Source organism: Streptomyces aidingensis (assembly GCF_900112355.1).
Classification (GTDB): domain Bacteria; phylum Actinomycetota; class Actinomycetes; order Streptomycetales; family Streptomycetaceae; genus Streptomyces; species Streptomyces aidingensis.
The window spans coordinates 18,252-33,817 of the sequence record NZ_FOLM01000015.1; the positions used below are offsets into that span (position 1 = coordinate 18,252).

The 15,566-nt window shown below is 67.9% G+C and carries 12 protein-coding genes; 4 read left to right on the plus strand and 8 right to left on the minus strand.

The features are described from left to right. Positions 1 to 16: 16 nt before the first annotated feature. The 7 genes from fxlM to BM242_RS22965 all read right to left on the minus strand — a co-directional run bounded on the left by fxlM (position 17) and on the right by BM242_RS22965 (position 8,885). Positions 17 to 2,107 (minus strand): methyltransferase, FxLD system, encoded by a 2,091-nt coding sequence (gene fxlM / locus BM242_RS22935; RefSeq protein WP_093840811.1) that lies wholly within the window; start codon positions 2,105 to 2,107, stop codon positions 17 to 19. 23 nt (positions 2,108 to 2,130) lie between these two features. After that, positions 2,131 to 3,402 (minus strand): lanthionine synthetase C family protein, encoded by a 1,272-nt coding sequence (locus BM242_RS22940; RefSeq protein WP_093840812.1) that lies wholly within the window; start codon positions 3,400 to 3,402, stop codon positions 2,131 to 2,133. Next, complete coding sequence (locus tag BM242_RS22945) at positions 3,399 to 6,479, minus strand: lantibiotic dehydratase (protein WP_093840861.1); 3,081 nt, start codon at positions 6,477 to 6,479, stop codon at positions 3,399 to 3,401. The genes BM242_RS22940 and BM242_RS22945 overlap by 4 nt, the downstream gene beginning before the upstream one ends. Positions 6,480 to 6,568: 89 nt before the next feature. Continuing rightward, entirely contained in the window at positions 6,569 to 6,736 is a 168-nt protein-coding gene (locus BM242_RS22950; RefSeq protein WP_093840813.1) for an FxLD family lanthipeptide, read from the minus strand. Between the two features lie 246 nt (positions 6,737 to 6,982). Next, positions 6,983 to 7,825, minus strand: a complete 843-nt coding sequence (locus tag BM242_RS22955) for an endonuclease/exonuclease/phosphatase family protein (RefSeq protein ID WP_245834417.1) — start codon at positions 7,823 to 7,825, stop codon at positions 6,983 to 6,985. Further along, entirely contained in the window at positions 7,822 to 8,331 is a 510-nt protein-coding gene (locus BM242_RS22960) for a DUF6415 family natural product biosynthesis protein (RefSeq protein ID WP_093840814.1), read from the minus strand. Before BM242_RS22960 ends, BM242_RS22955 begins: the two co-directional genes overlap by 4 nt. Beyond that, complete coding sequence (locus tag BM242_RS22965; protein ID WP_093840815.1) at positions 8,331 to 8,885, minus strand: ATP-binding protein; 555 nt, start codon at positions 8,883 to 8,885, stop codon at positions 8,331 to 8,333. The genes BM242_RS22960 and BM242_RS22965 overlap by 1 nt, the downstream gene beginning before the upstream one ends. Before the next feature lie 135 nt (positions 8,886 to 9,020). Between BM242_RS22965 and BM242_RS22970 the strand changes: the two genes are divergently transcribed. The 4 genes from BM242_RS22970 to BM242_RS22980 all read left to right on the plus strand — a co-directional run bounded on the left by BM242_RS22970 (position 9,021) and on the right by BM242_RS22980 (position 14,408). Further along, a complete protein-coding gene (locus BM242_RS22970) occupies positions 9,021 to 10,415 on the plus strand; it encodes a helix-turn-helix transcriptional regulator (protein ID WP_093840816.1) in 1,395 nt (464 codons plus the stop codon). Next, on the plus strand, positions 10,412 to 11,302 hold the full coding sequence (locus BM242_RS22975; RefSeq protein ID WP_093840817.1) for a phosphotransferase enzyme family protein: 891 nt from the start codon (positions 10,412 to 10,414) through the stop codon (positions 11,300 to 11,302). The genes BM242_RS22970 and BM242_RS22975 overlap by 4 nt, the downstream gene beginning before the upstream one ends. A 440-nt stretch (positions 11,303 to 11,742) precedes the next feature. Continuing rightward, entirely contained in the window at positions 11,743 to 12,063 is a 321-nt protein-coding gene (locus tag BM242_RS29000; protein WP_139238409.1) for a PHP domain-containing protein, read from the plus strand. Positions 12,064 to 12,311: 248 nt separating this feature from the next. Continuing rightward, positions 12,312 to 14,408: an AAA family ATPase gene (locus BM242_RS22980; protein ID WP_093840818.1), complete on the plus strand. Its 2,097-nt coding sequence runs from the start codon at positions 12,312 to 12,314 to the stop codon at positions 14,406 to 14,408. Between the two features lie 761 nt (positions 14,409 to 15,169). Here the strand turns inward: BM242_RS22980 and BM242_RS22985 are convergent. Next, the gene (locus BM242_RS22985) at positions 15,170 to 15,454 is read right to left on the minus strand and encodes a hypothetical protein (protein ID WP_093840819.1); all 285 of its coding nucleotides are present in this window, start codon (positions 15,452 to 15,454) and stop codon (positions 15,170 to 15,172) included. Between the last annotated feature and the right edge of the window lie 112 nt (positions 15,455 to 15,566).

Sequence of the window (15,566 nt, forward strand, 5' to 3'; positions counted from 1 at the left end):
GTGTGGGCGGGTGCCGTCAGGTCCAGTCGACGACGATCCGGTTCAGCGGGGTCGTGACGGCGAACACGCCTGGGCGGTCTTCTGGGGCGGGGGCGTCGAGCGGCTGGATCTCGAAAGAGGCGGTGCGGTCGCGGTATTCGCGGTCCCAGGTGCGGATGGCGTCGGCGACCTTGGCGGCGAGTTCGTCGCTGCCGGGGCCGTGGCCGATGACGCCGAATTCCCAGAGCTTGCCGCCCTCGGGGGTCTTCTCCGGGGACAGGCGGCGGGCGAGGTAGGTGAGGGCGCCCTTGTCCACGGCCGCGGTGGAGGAGGGGTAGGGGTCGTCGGTGAGGAGGGTTCCCTTGGCGGTGGGCGGGAAGAGCATGCGGATCAGGCCGGAGGGGACGGAACAGGTGACGAACAGCTCCATCCACTCCGGGGATTCCATCGCCCGGACCGTCATTCCGGTCCACTTCTCGGTGCGTGGCTGGTCCAGGACACCGGCCAGTGCGTCGGCGTCGATGTGCTGCCCGGCGGGGGTTTGGAGGCGCACGCTGCCGTCCGCGCTGAGCGGGACGACGCGGCGGTCGTCATCCGCGATGCCGCGGCGCAGCGGCATGAAGGTGTTCATCTCGCTGCTCAGGGAGACCCATCGGCCGTCGTGACGCTCCCAGGCGACGGAGCGGGCGACGCTACCCTTCAGACGCTGCGGCACCAGGAGGCGGCCTCCGGGGGCGAGCTGGTCGAGCCAGGCGTGGGGGATGCCGTGGGCGCCGACCGTGGCGATGATCCGGTCATAGGGTGCGCCCTCGGGGTGTCCGAGGGCGCCGTCGCGGGTCAGGGCCTGGACGTTGGTGCATCCGGCGGTGGCGAGGTGTGTGCGGGCGCCATCCACCAGGTCCTCGTCGACGTCGATGGTGGTGACGTGTCCCTGCGGGCCGGCCAGGTGGGCGAGGAGTGCGGCGTTGTAGCCGCTGCCGGCGCCGAGTTCGAGGATGCGGTCACCGGGTCGGACGTCGAGCTGGTCGAGCATGAGGGCGACGACGCCGGGCTGGGAGGCGCAGGAGATCGATGTGCCGTCGGTGTCGTACTTGATGTGCACCGGGGCGTTGGCGTAGGCGTCTTCGAGCGTGGCGTCGGGCACGAACAGGTGGCGCGGAACGGTCCGCAGGGCGTTCTCGACCTGGGCGGTGCGGGCGTGGCCGTTGGCGCGGATGCGGTCGACCAGGGCGTTGCGGAGCCGTTCGGCGTCGGTCTCCTGCGGGGTGATGGTGCCGGTGTTCTGGGAAGTCACCGCGCCGACGTTAACGGCCGGGGGCGTGCCCTCGGCGGGCGACGCGGTGGTGTCACTCGATCCCATGACTACCTCTCGTGCGATGTGGGAGATGGCGTGCTGGTCGCCGCGGGGGAGACCGGCGCGGTTGGCGTGGAAGATCAGGTGGTGGGCGAGGACGGCCCGCAGCCCCCGAGTGAGGAGACCGTCGGCGGCGAGGCGGGCCAGCGCGGCGCCCGTCTGTTCGAAGGCGTCCACCCAACCCACGTGCCCGTGGAGCGGCCCGCCCGGACGGCACAGGCTGCGGGCGTCGGTGGTCATCAGTCGGCGCATCGCGGGTGCCAGGGCAGCGGCTCGTCCGGGAGCCATGGGTCCGGCGGCTGGACGCAGGTCGGCGACCTTGGCCCAGACGTCACCCTGCTCGAACCAGTCGAGACCGGCCGCCCGCATCATTGCGCTCGCCAGGAGAACAGCGGTCTCCCGGCGGCCGAGCCGTCCGGGCCGGGGCTGGTGGGCGAGCAGGTGGCGGCTGTCCTGGTGGAACAGTTCGTGAGCGGCCTCCATGGCTTCGGTGCCGCCGAACGCGAAGGTCTCCGGCTCGTAGATGCCGCGTGCCGAGGACAGGACGGTTCTGTCGGCGGTGAGTCCGCTGAGCAGCGAGACGATGAGCGGGGACGGCTCGGCGGCTCGGTAGCGCAGCGGCCAGGGTTGCTTGTTCATGAACCACCAGCCGGTGAGCTGCCCGGCCTCCTCGGCCGCGAGCAGCGTCGGGCCTATGTGCTCGGTGATGGCGCGCTGCCTGGTCTCGCGGTCGGTGAAGGTGATGCTGTGCTGCTGCCAGCGGTCCTGGGACATGTCGGGGGCCCTTCGGTCAGTGATCAGGCGAGGAGCAGGCAGGCGTCCCAGGCGGAACGGGGCGGCGTTGCGGTGGCCGGGGCGAGGAGTGCCAGCGCTGTTCCTGCCGCGCCGTTGAGGAAGCCGGAGCCGGCCGCTTTGTCCCGCGCGATGGCGGCGGCGGTCTCGGCCGGGTCGGCTCCGGGCGGGCATACGGCGCTGAGCAGTGGCGGGAGGGTGGCGCGGAGCAGTGCGGCGGTCTCGGGGCGGGCGTCGTCGGCGGTCCGGGCGGCGATGTGGGCGAGACCGGCGAATCCGTGGCACATGCCGCGGTCGGTCGTGGCCCGCAACTGGGAGGGATCGGTGAGAGCGGCGGCGAGGGCTCTCTCCGCCTCGGCCTGCCGGTTGGCGTCTTCCAGCGCGATGGCGGCCAGTTGCTGGGCGCGGGCGAGGCCGGCGGTGCCGTAGCACCAGGACGGACGGCGCGGCCCGCCCGAGGAGAGCCGTCCGCTGCGCAGTTCCGCCCGCGTCACCCAGTACGGCCAGCCGGTTCCCTGGCCTGAGTCCTGCTGCCAGCGGTCCAGCCACGCCAGGATCGTGCGGATGGCTTCACGGTGCCCGTTGACGAGGATGCCCCTGCGGGCGGACAGGGCCAGAAAGGCCAGGACTCCACCGACGCCGTGTGCCGCACCGTTGTTGGCGTGCCCACCGGGGTACCGCTCGTCCGGCTGTCCCGAGGGGCCGCTTGCCGTCCACCAGCCCGGGAGGAGGTCACCGTGGTCGGTGATCGGTTCGGTCAGGCGCACGCAGTACTCCAGGACTCCGCGCAGCAGCGGGCTTGCCGGGGTGTGGTGCAGCAGGTGGGCGCCGTAGCCTGCCAGGCCGCGGACGACGTCGAACTCGGCGAGCGCCGGGGGACGCCCGGTGTCGATGCGCCAGTGGGCGGCGTCCAGGCGTCGGCGGACATCCTTGGCCATCTGGGCATTCAGCGTGGCGAGAGCCCGCTGGTAAGAGCCGGGCTGATGCTCGGCGGCGCAGGCCAGGACGTAGGCGAAGGCGGGAGCGCCGTAAAACGGGTGGCTGTCGGCGCCGCTGGTGAGCGGCTTCTGGGTACCGGCGGCAAGCCAGTCATGGGCGCGCTGCCACGGACCCAGGCCGGCCGCGGCCCGTTCGACGTGCAGCAGAGCGATGCCGGGCACGCCGTACGCGAGGTGCTGCCGGTCCGCCGCCGCATGCGACCCCGTGGGCGCGGTCTCCGGATCGGCGAGCAGGTCCGCGACCGCCTGTGTCAGCTCCAGTGCGGGGAGGGCCGTCACGGTGTCCTCCCGGAAGTGCGGGCGGCCCAGGCCATCGCGGCGCAGCGGGCGAGGTACAGGCAGACCTCTTCCTCGGGGAAGTTCACCGCGACATGCCGTACGAAGTGGGTGTGGAGGAGAGAGGTCAGCACGTCGTCGGGATCAATGCCTCTGGTGTCCGGGCCGGGGAGATGGGCGCGGTAGGCGGCAAGGGATATGTCGCGGTCGGCCCAGGCCGCCACGGTTTCCTTGCCGCCGGGGACGCTGCGCAGCGCCGCCCAGCCGTCCGAGGGGTCGGCCAGCCGTACGGCCTCGGTGAGCTGCGGACGCGGCACGGGTGTGGGCGAGGTCGGCGGGATGTGGTCGATCAGCCAGCGTGTCCCGGCCTCGACGCTGCCGAGGAACGCGGCAGCGATGGCGAGGAAGTGTGCCGCCACCAGGGCTCGCTGGCCGGGGCGGTGCCGCTGGGAGAGCTGGGCGACGACGGCGCGCGAATCCGCGCGGAACACCTCCTCCGCCGCTTCCCAAGCGGCGCCCGATCCCCAGCGGCCCATCTCGCGGTAGGAGGTGGGGTAGCGCAGGTCCGACAGCAGCCCAAGGACGCGCAGCTCGTCGGCCCAGGCGCTCACCGCGCGTACGGTGTCCGCGAAGGCGTCAGGGCCGGGCAGCGCGATACGCAGCCGCAGGTGCTGCTCGGGGTCCCGGAAGCGGATGAACCACCAGGGCGGGCCGCCGAGTCGGCGCAGGAGCTCCGGCAGGTGCCGGGTGAGCAGAGCATCCTGGCGGCGGAGGTCTCCGTACAGGGCTGCCAGCAGCAGCGACGAGGCGCCTGGGGACTGCGACTGCGCCGCGGTGAGGGCGCGCTCCCAGGTGGGTGCGGGCAGGGCCGGCCAGGCCGGCGGCCGGATGGCTTTGAGGGGCACGACAACCTCGTGGGCACGTCCACCGCACCAGCCGAACGACTCGGCCGGCGGCGCCTCGACCAGAACGGCCACCGGGGACCGGCGAAGATGCCGACGCAGCAGAGCGCGGTGTCCGGGTTGATCGAGGTCGAGCAGCAGGCGCCGGTCGTCCTCGGTCAGGTAGACGCGCTGCGGCAGCCGCCGACGGACCCGCCAGTCGCCGAGGGCTGCATCCCACTCCTCCCGAGGGTGGTCGTGAGCGGGTAATTCGGCCGCCGTCAGGCGCCAGCGGGCGGGAGCGAGCACCGTGCGCCCGTACCGCAGCCTGGGCAGGAACGGCATCCCGGCCGCCGCGCCCCAGTCGAAGGTGGTGACCTGGGCGCACTGGGCGCGGGGCAGTTCCGTGAGGAAGCGGACCAGGGGAGGGGTGTGGGTGGTGAGGTTCAGGGCGTGCATCCCCACGGGCTCGATGCGCCGGCCGAGCTCGGGGGCGGCCAGGTACATGCGGCGGCCGTCACAGCCCACCGCGAGATCACCGGGCGTGAGCACGTGACGAGCGGGGGCCCGGTGCTCCTGCACGCTCAGCACGACCGGCAGCACCTGCGGGGCGCGGGTCACATCCGCGGCCCCGGGCAGCAGCGGCGGGAAGGAGAGCTGCACGGGAATGGTGCCGTCATCGGCGGTCGGCAGCTCAGCCAGCTCCACCATCAGAGCCCGGCGTTCCTCGGAATCCAGAACGCCGAGGAAACGGCCGGTGGATACGCCGGCGCCCCGTGACACGCTCATCACCTCCAGCCGGAACCTCCCGCGCTGCAACTCCTCAGCTCCAGTGGCATACACGCGCACGCCGACCTCCACATGTGGTGGCAGCCGGGGAACTTCCGGACCCACGTCCATGGCGGCGATCAGGTCATCGGTAAGGACCACCTCCTCGTGTCCGTCCAGCGCTGCTGACTGCGCCAGATGCACGAGGACGTCGTCCCGAGCGGAGAGGCGCGGGCGGCGGGCCTCGGCCGGAGTGCCCGGGTAACCGTCAGGAAAGCCGGTGCCGCTGTCGGCCAGGACCTCCTGGAGCGGCACCATCGTGCCGACCCCGTAGCGCTCGTAGAACCGCTGGTGGTAGGCACCCCACGCCGCGGTCCCGTACGGGCGGGCACTCACCCGGGCCAGCACCAGGGCAGCTCGCTCGACCTCACGGGCGACCGCCTCGGGAAGCTCGATCCGTGCACCCAGGCTCAGATCGAGCGAGAGTGGATGACGACGCAGGCCCGGCTCGATGGCACGCATCCGGGCCGTGACGTGCTGTCGGCCGCCGCGCGTTCCGCAGCCCGCCAGGCCCGCCCGGACCTCATGCAGCCCACGCACCATCTCCGTGACCGCCGGGATGGTCTCCGCCGCGACGGAGTCGAGCTGACCGAGCAGGTACGCCAGGGCATCAGGCTCCGTGCTCGGCGCGTGCAGGCTCGTCATCAGCACCTGCCGCTTCACCAGCTCCCGCAGCAGCGTCCGCACCTTCTCCGGCCCGGCCGCAGGGAATTCCGCCTCGATCTTGTCGGCCAGCACGGCGAAAGGAAGAGGCGTGCGGGCCACTGCCAGCACCGCCTGCACCGGCTCGGTCAGGGCAAGGGAGACCTCGACCGCCCGTGTGCGCTCCTCCTGGGCGTCGAGCTGGTAGGGAACGATGAGCCGGTCATCGCGTCGGCTCACGGCGTTGTTGACCACCACGGGGAGCCGGTCGAGCAGCTCGGGGCACGACTCCAACCGCCCGACCACCGCAGTCAGCCACGCCGCGCTCGCGCGGGCGGTGACGACAGGAGCGGAGCCCCACGCCACGCGCGCTCGCGACCCGAAAGCAGCCGTTGCCACGCCGGCGAACAGGCCGAAAGGCGTTGCCCGGTGTTCAGCACGCTGGACGTATCGGGCCACGGACGCCACCGCGCGCCGTACCTCCCGCGCCCCCGGATTCCTGGACGAGCACAGAGCCCGCATCTGATCGGCGAGAACGGGACTGGCGTGCTCCAGCGTCTCCGCAAAGCCGGCACTGGACCACACCTCCCGCAGCCAGACGAGCTGGGCAGCGGTTGCCTCAGGCGACGGATCTTCCACGTCAGGGCACGGCGGAACGGACAACACCGGCCGTGCGACAGCGCGCACGAGCACGGCTCTGCCAGCTCGGAACGTTGTGCTCGGGGCCATCACTGCCTCTTCCACTACCTCTGGGGCCGGAGGCCGGTGCCGCCGCACGGTGGCGCGCGGCGGCACCAGCCCGGGATCGGTTCTGGAGATCAGGCGACGTTGGTGGTGCAGGCGCCGCAGGTGGTGCCGCAGTTGTCGTCGGTGAGATTGGTCAGACCGGCGACATCGCCCACTTCCAACAGGGCCACGTCCAGGTCGAAGCCGTCCCCCGACGGGGACGACGGCGAGATGCCGTTCTGCACAGGGACGTTGGACATCAACACTCCTCACATCGGTCGGTCAGGACCGGGGTGTCAACCCGCTTCGAGCGGAGCGTATTCACGCAGCTACGCTCCCGACTGCTTATCGGCCATCCTGTCCGCGAGGCTCCCGCCTCCGCGCCGCGTGCGTACAAGTGGACAGGGGCGGATGGATTCCGGCCGATACGGTCTCCGGGCCCGACGGCGGCCCGCGACTGCGAAAACTCGGCCGCTCTACCAGAACGGAACAGGCCAGGTGGCTGCTCACTGGCTGCCCCCGATCGCGGCCGTGAGAGCGACCGGCAGGTGATCGGAGGCCGCCCGGGTGTCGGGGGTGTCACAGGTGGTGTACGACAGCGGCCGGATGCGGCCGGTGGTGAGGATGTGGTCCAGTCGAAGGGGGACGGGCTCGTTGGCGTACCAGTAGCCCACAGTCGCCGCTCGGGACCGGTCCACCCGCGTCTGCGGGTCGGTCCAGCCGGCGTTCAGCAGGACGCGCAGCGCCCGGCGGTCGGCCGGTCCGAAGGAGCCGTCGGCATGGACAAGCCGGTACCGGGCGTGCAGGTTGCGCGGCACGAGCGTCCAGTCGGGTTCCGGGTCCTGCTCAGCGAGGGTGTTGAGGTCGCCCATGAGCACGGCGCTGTCGGGCCGGCCCGGGAAGGAGCCGGCGTTGTCGGTCAGCCAGCGCGCTTCGCGCAGCCGGGTGTCTCCGTCGCTGTAGGCCAGGTGCGTGGCCAGCACCGCGAACTCCTGGCCCTCCACGGCGAGCCGGGCGCGGGCAAGCCCGTGGTGAAAAGCTCCCTTGCCGACATCCGGTCGGTAGCGTAGGACCCGGACCGCCTCCGGCCGGAACAGCAGGGCAAGGTGATTGTGTCCGTCACCGATGCGGGAGGTGACGGGCGGCAGCGGGACCATGCCCAAGGAGTCCGCCAGCTCCCACAGCCGCCACCAGTCGCCCTCGTCCCAGTTGGTCAGCTCCTGAAGGGCGAGCACGTCGGCGCCGAGCTCGGCCGCGATGCCGATCTGGCTCTTGCGGCGGGTCTCGTCACCTCCGGCGTCGATGCCGCCGTTGCCCAGATTCCATGACACAAAGCGCACGATGGTCACGCTGCCCCTCCGTTCTCGCGGCTCTGACGCTGCTGTGGTGCGGCTTCCTCGACGGCGGTGGCTTCGACGAGGAGGTAGAGAATCGACTGGACGGCGGTGGCCAGCCCGCGCACGTGGGCCCGCGCCTGGCTGTGGGTGACCGGCAGCGGCCGTTCCCGGAGCCGCCGCGCCCGCCCGATGGCCCGCTGCTCCTCGTGCGACGCGGACCCGCCGGCCTTCTGCCGCAGCACGGGAACGAGCTGCACCAGGTGCTCGCGCAACCGGGCGTCGAGCTTCGCCAGCTCGGGGCCGCTCAGGTAGGAGTCGTCACCGAGGACGTCCTCCAGCGTCTGGTACACCTCGTCCAGCGAGATCACCGGCCCGCCCGGCTCCCACTCCCGCAGGGCGGCCAGCAGCCGTTCCAGCACCTCACGGCCGTGCGGCGGCTGCCACTTCCTCGCCGGGACGGCGCGGTCGGGAGCCCGCTGGACCAGCCGGGCACCGCCCGCCGAGGGCGTCGCCGCCATTACCGGCTCCCGCCAGGCGACACCGCCAGCCGGACAGCCGAACCAGAACCCAGCTCCGCCACGGAACCAGCGGCCGGCGGCCCCGTCCCCTCCCCGGCACAGCCGGCGCGGAACCACACCACCTTTCCGCTCGGGCTGGGTGCGACACCGAACCCTTCCGCCAGAGCCTGGAGCAACGGCAAACCCCTGCCCGTCTCCGCGAAGGGGTCCGGAACCCGGACCGTCGGCAGCCGCGGATCAAAGTCCGCCACCGTGACGCAGACGCCGTCCACCGTGGCCTGCACCAGCAGCCGGGCCTCCTTCACGGCAGCGTGCCGGAGCACGTTCGCCAGCAGCTCCGTGATGCCGAGCAGCACCACCCCCTCCGCCTGCGCCATCCCCCAGCACCGCAGGTGCGCACGGGCGATGTCCCGGACGGGCCCCAGACATCGCTCCGTCACCGTCAGGGTCATCTCCCACTGACTGCCGAATGTGCGTGAACGGGCGGGCCTGGACCGGTCCGACGAGTCCTGCTCCACCGACCGGTTGAGAAGTTCGGGCATCGGGAGTTCCATTTCGTCAGCGAGGGGTTCACGGAGCGCGGTGTACTGGGTACGAAATGCTCAACCCCTATTTGGCCCTGAGGAATCGCCCGTGTGCAGTGCGTGATGCCAACTCCCCGGAAGTTGTCATCAGCACAAGGAGAGGACATGCCGCAGCCACCGAAACAGCTCGACGCCTCCGCCTCCCCAAGGGAGTGGTTCGGAGCGGAACTGCGCCACTGGCGCAAGAACGTCGCCGGCCTGTCCCTCCAGCAGCTCGCCGCGAAAGCGCACGTCAGCCGCGAGGTCATCCGCCGTATCGAGGTCGGCGACTACAACTGCCGCCTGGAAACCGCCATCGCCCTGGACCGCGCCCTGAACACCGGAGGCTTCCTGGAACGCGGCTGGGGCCACGCCTTCGGCGACAACAAAAGCCACCGCGATGACAACTTCCGCGCTGCCGCACCCTCTCCCGGCGCCGTCACACCCCTCCGTGGCCGCATGCTTGCAACACAAGCACCGACCGCACAGGGGAGTAACGAACCGGTGGACCGACGCTCATTCCTCGCCGTTCCCGGCCTCGCCGCGCTCGCGGCCACCCCGGGCGCCAGCAGGCTGCTCTCGCCGGCCCAGCCCACCCAGCTCCCCGCAGAAATCCGGCCGCACGACATCCAGGAACTCATCGAGGCAGCGACATTCCTCTCCCGCCTGGACCACCAGTACGGCGGCGACGGCATCGTCAAACAGACCGCCTCCACCGCGATGATGTGGGCCGAGGACCTGCTCCACATCAGCTGCCCGCCCGCTCTCCGTCAGGGGCTCTTCGCAGCCGTGGCTCACCTCGGCATCGTCGTCGGAGCCAGTAACTTCGACGCCCTCGCCCACCAGGACGCCCGGCAGACCTTCCGCTTCGCCGCCGCCTGCGCCGAGGAAGCCAAGGAATGGCACCTGCGCGCCAAGACCTACTCCCTCCTGGCCCGCCAGGCGATCTGGACCAACGAACCGGACGACGGGCTCACCTTCGCCGAACTCGGCCTGGCCCGCGCCGACCGGCTCACCGCCACCGAGCGCGCCATGCTCCACGCCGCCCGGGCCCGTGCCTTCGCCAGGATGGGAGAGGTCCAGCAGACCCTCTCCGCGGTCGGCGAGGCCGACGACGCCTTCGCCCACGCCCGCCCAGACGAGGACCCGCCCTGGATGGCCTACTACGACGAAGCCCAGCACAACGGCGACACCGCCCACGCCCTCTACGACCTCGCCCTCCACGGACACGACCCCACCCGCGCCGCCCGACGCCTCTCCGCCGCTGTCAAGGGACACGGTGACCGCTACGCCCGATCCCGCGTCCTCAGCCGCACCAAACTCGCCTCCCTCGTCATGGCCACAGGCGATCCCAACCATGCCGCCGACATTGGCCACCAAGCCCTCTCCGAGGCCGGGCATCTCCACTCCCGCCGCGCCGCCGCCGACATCCGCGAACTCGGCCGCCTCGCCGGCAAGCACCCCACCAACGGAAACGCCACCTCCCTGCGCGAACGCGTCACCGCTACGGTTCCCGTATGACCGGCCCGCACGACGAAACCCTGGCCATCCTCACCACCGCATGCGCGGCCGTCGGCCTGGACCCCTCCGGCGCCGAGCCGATACGCCTGGCCGAGAACGCCGTCTGGCGCCTCCCCGGCGGCATCGTCGCCCGTATCACCAAGGCCGGCCAGTACCAGCAGACCGAACGCGAACTACGCCTCGCCCGCTGGCTCTCCTCCCAAGGGCTCCCCGTCGTCCGCCCCCTCCCCGGCATCGACACCCCCGTCACCGCTGCTGGCCGCCCCGTCTCCTTCTGGGAAGAGCTCCCACCCCACACCAACGGAACCATCCTTGACCTGGCCATCCTGATCCGGCAGCTCCACAGCCTCCCCCTCCCCGACTTCCCCGTCGGCCGCCTGGACCCCTTCGTCCGCATCCGCGACCGCATCGACGCCGCCGTCACCCTCTCCGACACCGACCGCGACTGGCTCCGCAACCGCCTCGCCGAGCTCCACTCCGCCTGGTCCTCCCTCCCCGACGGCCTCCCCGACTGCCTTGTCCACGGCGACGCCTGGACCGGCAACGTCGCCCGCCCCCTGGCCGGCGGCCCGGCCCGTCTCATGGACCTGGAACGCTGCTCGGTGGGCCGCCCCGAGTGGGACCTGACCTCCACCGCCGCCAAACTCACCACCACAGCCGTCGTGTCCCCGCAGGAGTACAAGGAGTTCTGCACCCTCTACGGCCACGACGTCCTCGACTGGCCCGGCTACGACACCATGCGCGCCATCCGCGAACTCCGCATCACCACCTACGCCGCCCAACACGCCGCCACCAACCCCACCTGGCACCCCGAAGCCCAACACCGCCTCCACTGCCTCCAAGGCCGCAACGGCCCCCGCCCCTGGAAGTGGACAGGGATCACGTAGTCGCTCATGCCAATGCCTGCACCGGCCGGCGCACCTTCTGTCCGGGACTGCGGACCGGCTACGGAGCAGTCTGGATGATCTAGTAGCAGCGCTGCTAGACGTCGCCGAGGAGCCAAGATCATGCTCAATCAAGATTGAACGATAGTTCTATTACTTGCGAGTAGTTCCTTTCGCGTCGAGCGATGGTCACAGGATGGAAAAATCCCCTGCGAAGCTGCATCGCGGCACCTCATGATTGTCTCTGCCCCCCCAAGTCCGAGGTTCTAGTTGCAGAGAGTGGTGAGTGAGGCGTCTCGCTGGTATAAGTGTGACCTGCAGGTAGCTACACCTGCGTACGATTTTAAGCTCCCCCTGGCGCGAACTTCGATTTCTCTCGTAGGAGTGATCGGGAGGGCTTCGCTGATCAGTACATGCGAAAGTTGCGTGATCAAGGAATCGATGTGATCGCGCTAGCGGATCACAATACAGGCGACTGGCTTGACGATATGAAGGTCGCTGGTGAACGTCACGGTGTCATCGTTTTCCCTGGGGTTGAAGTAACAACTGGATCTGGTTCAGATGGTGTTCATCTCCTGCTCATTGGAGAGTTGGATCGCAGCAAGCACGACATCGACCTTATGTTGGCGCAGACTTGTGGATTTAATGAAGATCATCCTCGTCTGAATCCGAAACTCGGCATCCTGCCCCGGCGCCACATACGGTCACGCAAATTCTCGACAATCTTCCAGAGGGTTGGCTTGCAGTTGCACCGCACGCACTGAACGACAATGGAATTGCGTCGAAGAAGACAATCCAGGGAGACTTGCGATGGAAGGCTCTCCATCACGACCGACTTGGGGCTATCGACGTTGGAGACGTGAACCCGTCCGATTCAGCATCCCCCTCTTGGGCAGGGCGCTTTCGAAGCCGCAGGTTGGATGATTTGCCGTGCATTCGAAGACTTCCGTTCATCGCAACATCAGATGCCTACTCACTCGACGAATTGGGCAGCAGGTATACGTGGATCAGAATGGATTCGCCTTCGAAGGAGGCTCTGCGTCAAGCTTTTCTTGACTACGAAGCTCGCATCATTCCTAGTTGGGATGTTCGGCTGCGTGGAAATTCGGATCCTAACGTTGTCGATCACGCCTGGGTTGAGAGGGTGCGCCTGGGGGGAGATCTCGGAAATTCAAGCGAGGCGCTAGAAGTACGGTTCGATCCTCGTTTGAATGTGATAATTGGTGGACGCGGGGCGGGAAAATCCACAATTGTCGCAGCCTTGCGCCAGCTGTACGGTCGGCTTGATCTTCTACCTCCAGGAATACAGCGCGAGGCTCAGGTGTTTGTCGAAGGAGTTTTCCGTTCGGCAGATCTTTCAGCCTGTCATCGCATTGCGATCTCCCGTGAGACAGGCACTGCGCAGTGGAGTGCACAGAGCGGCTCGCAAATGCGTCACGGGAACGGTGCACTCGCAACAACTTTCCCGATGAGTATCTTCAGTCAGAAGGAACTCTTTGAGCGCACTGCGCAAGATCATCAAGATAGATTTGCCGCGTCGCGACATCTGTTCACTCTCGTCGACAGCGCCCTAGAGGCCGAGAGTGGCTTCACCGGTACCTTCCAGCAGACACTTGAGGCCGCGCAGACTGCTTGCTTGACGAGCGTAGCTGAGCGACTGAATGCCGAAGTTCGCTTGTCACGTCGTCCCGGGATAGAGGCGAGGATCAGAGAACTTCAGCAACAAGTTTCAGCCTTCGGAGATGCGGAGAGTCAGAGCCGGCGCCGACAGAGCGAAGAAATTCTGCGCGAGCAGGCAAATCTCGCATCCTCTACGCGGCGTCTGACTGATACAGTCCACCAACTTGAGGAATCACTACTGCGTCACCTGGAAGCAGGTTCGGCTCCGCATTCGCCTGCCACGAGTGATGTGTCATCGTATTACGAGGAATTGAATAGGATTCGCGATGAGCTAGAGAGAGATCTCCGTCAGAGAATCGCTGATTCCCTTCAAGAAGTGGAGGCGGCGCGTAAGCGCCAGCAATCCGAAGATTGGGCAGTCAAGGTTGAGTCCGCAGAGCGTTCCATCATTTCCTTCCAGGAGTACATGAATGAGCTGGGTATTGACCCTACGACATACCTTTCTCTGACTGAATCATTGAACGGAAGTATCGAGGAACTCAGGTCTCTTGACGAAATTTCGCGAGGACTTGATGACCTGCGCCAAGCGGAGGCTCGCGCCTGGAGTCGACTTCGGCAGATTTATGAGAATAGATCCGGGCGAAGGAAGAAACTTCTCAATGAAGTCGAACAGCGTAGTGGTTCACTTCGGTTCAAGGTGAACCATTTCGGGAATTCTAGCGGCTGGGTTAGGGAGGTCCGTGAGCTCCTGGGAATCCGAGCTGATGGATTCGTGGAAGACATTCCCGCGCTTGCTGAATGGATTTGGGAGACCTCTCAAGAGGTCCAGTCGCAGCGGCTGAAGGTTTGGCGGGAATGTGTTCTTAGTGGCACCTTTGAGCCGATCAAGAAGGAGGTTGCGTGCAGGGTTAATTGGTGGTCCAAGCTTGTAAAACTTGATACCGGCCAACGCATTCGACTCGCGATGCTTTATCCGGATGACGTCGTTCATATGTATTTCCTCCGTGACGGGGGAAACGCGACGTGTGACGGAGATTGGCAGTCGGTTACGACTAGCTCTCCAGGACAGCGAAGTGCGGCAATGCTGAGCTTCGTCCTTCACCATGGCGTCGAGCCACTGGTGCTTGATCAGCCGGAAGATGATCTAGACACAGCGTGGATCTCCCAGCTCATCGTCCCTGAGATTCGGAAGAGTCGCTGGGTGCGTCAAGTAATCGTAGTTACGCATAACGCCAACATTCCGGTCAATGCAGACGCTGAGCGTGTCATCGTAGTCGAGAATGATGGAGATTCCATCCGGGTGAAATCAAGCAAGGCCGGTGGAGAATCTGAAGCAGGTGATCTCGTTCAGCACGCAGGGTCCATTGAGGTGACTCGCGTGCGCCGTGATATTCAAGACATTCTGGAAGGCGGGACGGAAGCCTTCATGGCTCGGGAACGCCGCTACAACAATGAACTCAGTGTGTACAGAGCTGCCCTGAGAGGGTGAGAGGAGGCTCCCAGGCGGGGTGATTTTTGGGCGAGGCTGGAACCAGGCACTCGTGTCCATGAGCATCCTGAAGAGCATCGCCTGGGGCGCGACACTGCAGGCGAGGGGGGTCTGCGTGAGCGATGCGTGAGCGGACGGGGTGGCACCCGGCGGACTCGGCGGCATGGCCGGGAGGAGAGTCCGCCTCTGACCAGGGGGAACGGGATGCGGTGGCACCGCGCACCATCACCCGGGATGATCTTGATGGCCCTCGTAATGCGTAGGTCAAGGGTTCGATTCCCTTAGGCGGCTCCACAAAGGCCAGGTCAGACCCCCTCTGACCTGGCCTTTCCCCTTCCCTCTGCTTGCGGGCCATCACCCCGGCCAAGCCGCCCCCGCTGTGTGAGCGATGCGCTGCGCGCCACCTTCCCGGCCCACGTCGATCGCATCCTCGCCGAGCCCGCCTGGCCTGCCCTGGCCGCCTCCCTCTCCCAGCCCCAGAGAGCCAGCCATGACCCAGCCGCCACCTCGCTACCGCAGCAGCCCAGCGCGAACTCGAGACTGCCCACGCCCCGGCTCATGTCCTCATCTGGCGCATTGAGGGCAAGCTGGGGCGGACGCCAGCCAGAAGCGCAGGTCTACCCCTCGCGCCTTTGCAGACCAGAACCAGGCGCCATCGTCTGCATTGATCTTGCTACGCAGGGCACTGGCATTGCGAGCCGGTGCGCCATGCGCACCGCCGACCTTCTGTATTCCGGGCTGATGCAGGTGACGGGGCTGGGTCAGTGTTCCGTCGAGCACAGGAGGATGCGTCCGTCACTGGTACCGATGAGCAACCGGCCCGGCTGGGTGATGGTGAGCGCGGTCGGTATCGCCGGCACCTCCCCGACGGTGAGGTACTGCCGCCAGGACACGCTGCCGTCGGCGAGTGCGAGCGCGACGATCTCGCCGTCGTCGTAGGAGATGGAGATGGAGATGGTGTCGGGGTCGGCGTCCAGCGCGGTGGCCTGCCTGTCGGTGCGGAAGACCCAGCGCGGTGCTCCGTCGGTCAGGGACCACCGCACCACCAAGGAGCCACCTGGCTGAAGTTTTCGGCCGTCGTGGACCGTTCCGGATTGGACCAGCCTTCCGTCCGGGGCCTCCACTGCTGGTCCGCCGAAGTGCGTCTCGCCTGGTATC

Excerpts from the sequence above, each read along its gene's own strand:
- BM242_RS22980 (WP_093840818.1), top strand. The coding sequence starts at position 12,312 with ATGGATTCGCCTTCGAAGGAGGCTCTGCGTCAAGCTTTTCTTGACTAC.
- fxlM (WP_093840811.1), bottom strand. The coding sequence starts at position 2,107 with ATGTCCCAGGACCGCTGGCAGCAGCACAGCATCACCTTCACCGACCGC.
- BM242_RS22960 (WP_093840814.1), bottom strand. The coding sequence starts at position 8,331 with ATGGCGGCGACGCCCTCGGCGGGCGGTGCCCGGCTGGTCCAGCGGGCT.
- BM242_RS22970 (WP_093840816.1), top strand. The coding sequence starts at position 9,021 with ATGCCGCAGCCACCGAAACAGCTCGACGCCTCCGCCTCCCCAAGGGAG.
- BM242_RS22950 (WP_093840813.1), bottom strand. The coding sequence starts at position 6,736 with ATGTCCAACGTCCCTGTGCAGAACGGCATCTCGCCGTCGTCCCCGTCG.
- BM242_RS22945 (WP_093840861.1), bottom strand. The coding sequence starts at position 6,479 with ATGGCCCCGAGCACAACGTTCCGAGCTGGCAGAGCCGTGCTCGTGCGC.
- BM242_RS22975 (WP_093840817.1), top strand. The coding sequence starts at position 10,412 with ATGACCGGCCCGCACGACGAAACCCTGGCCATCCTCACCACCGCATGC.
- BM242_RS22965 (WP_093840815.1), bottom strand. The coding sequence starts at position 8,885 with ATGGAACTCCCGATGCCCGAACTTCTCAACCGGTCGGTGGAGCAGGAC.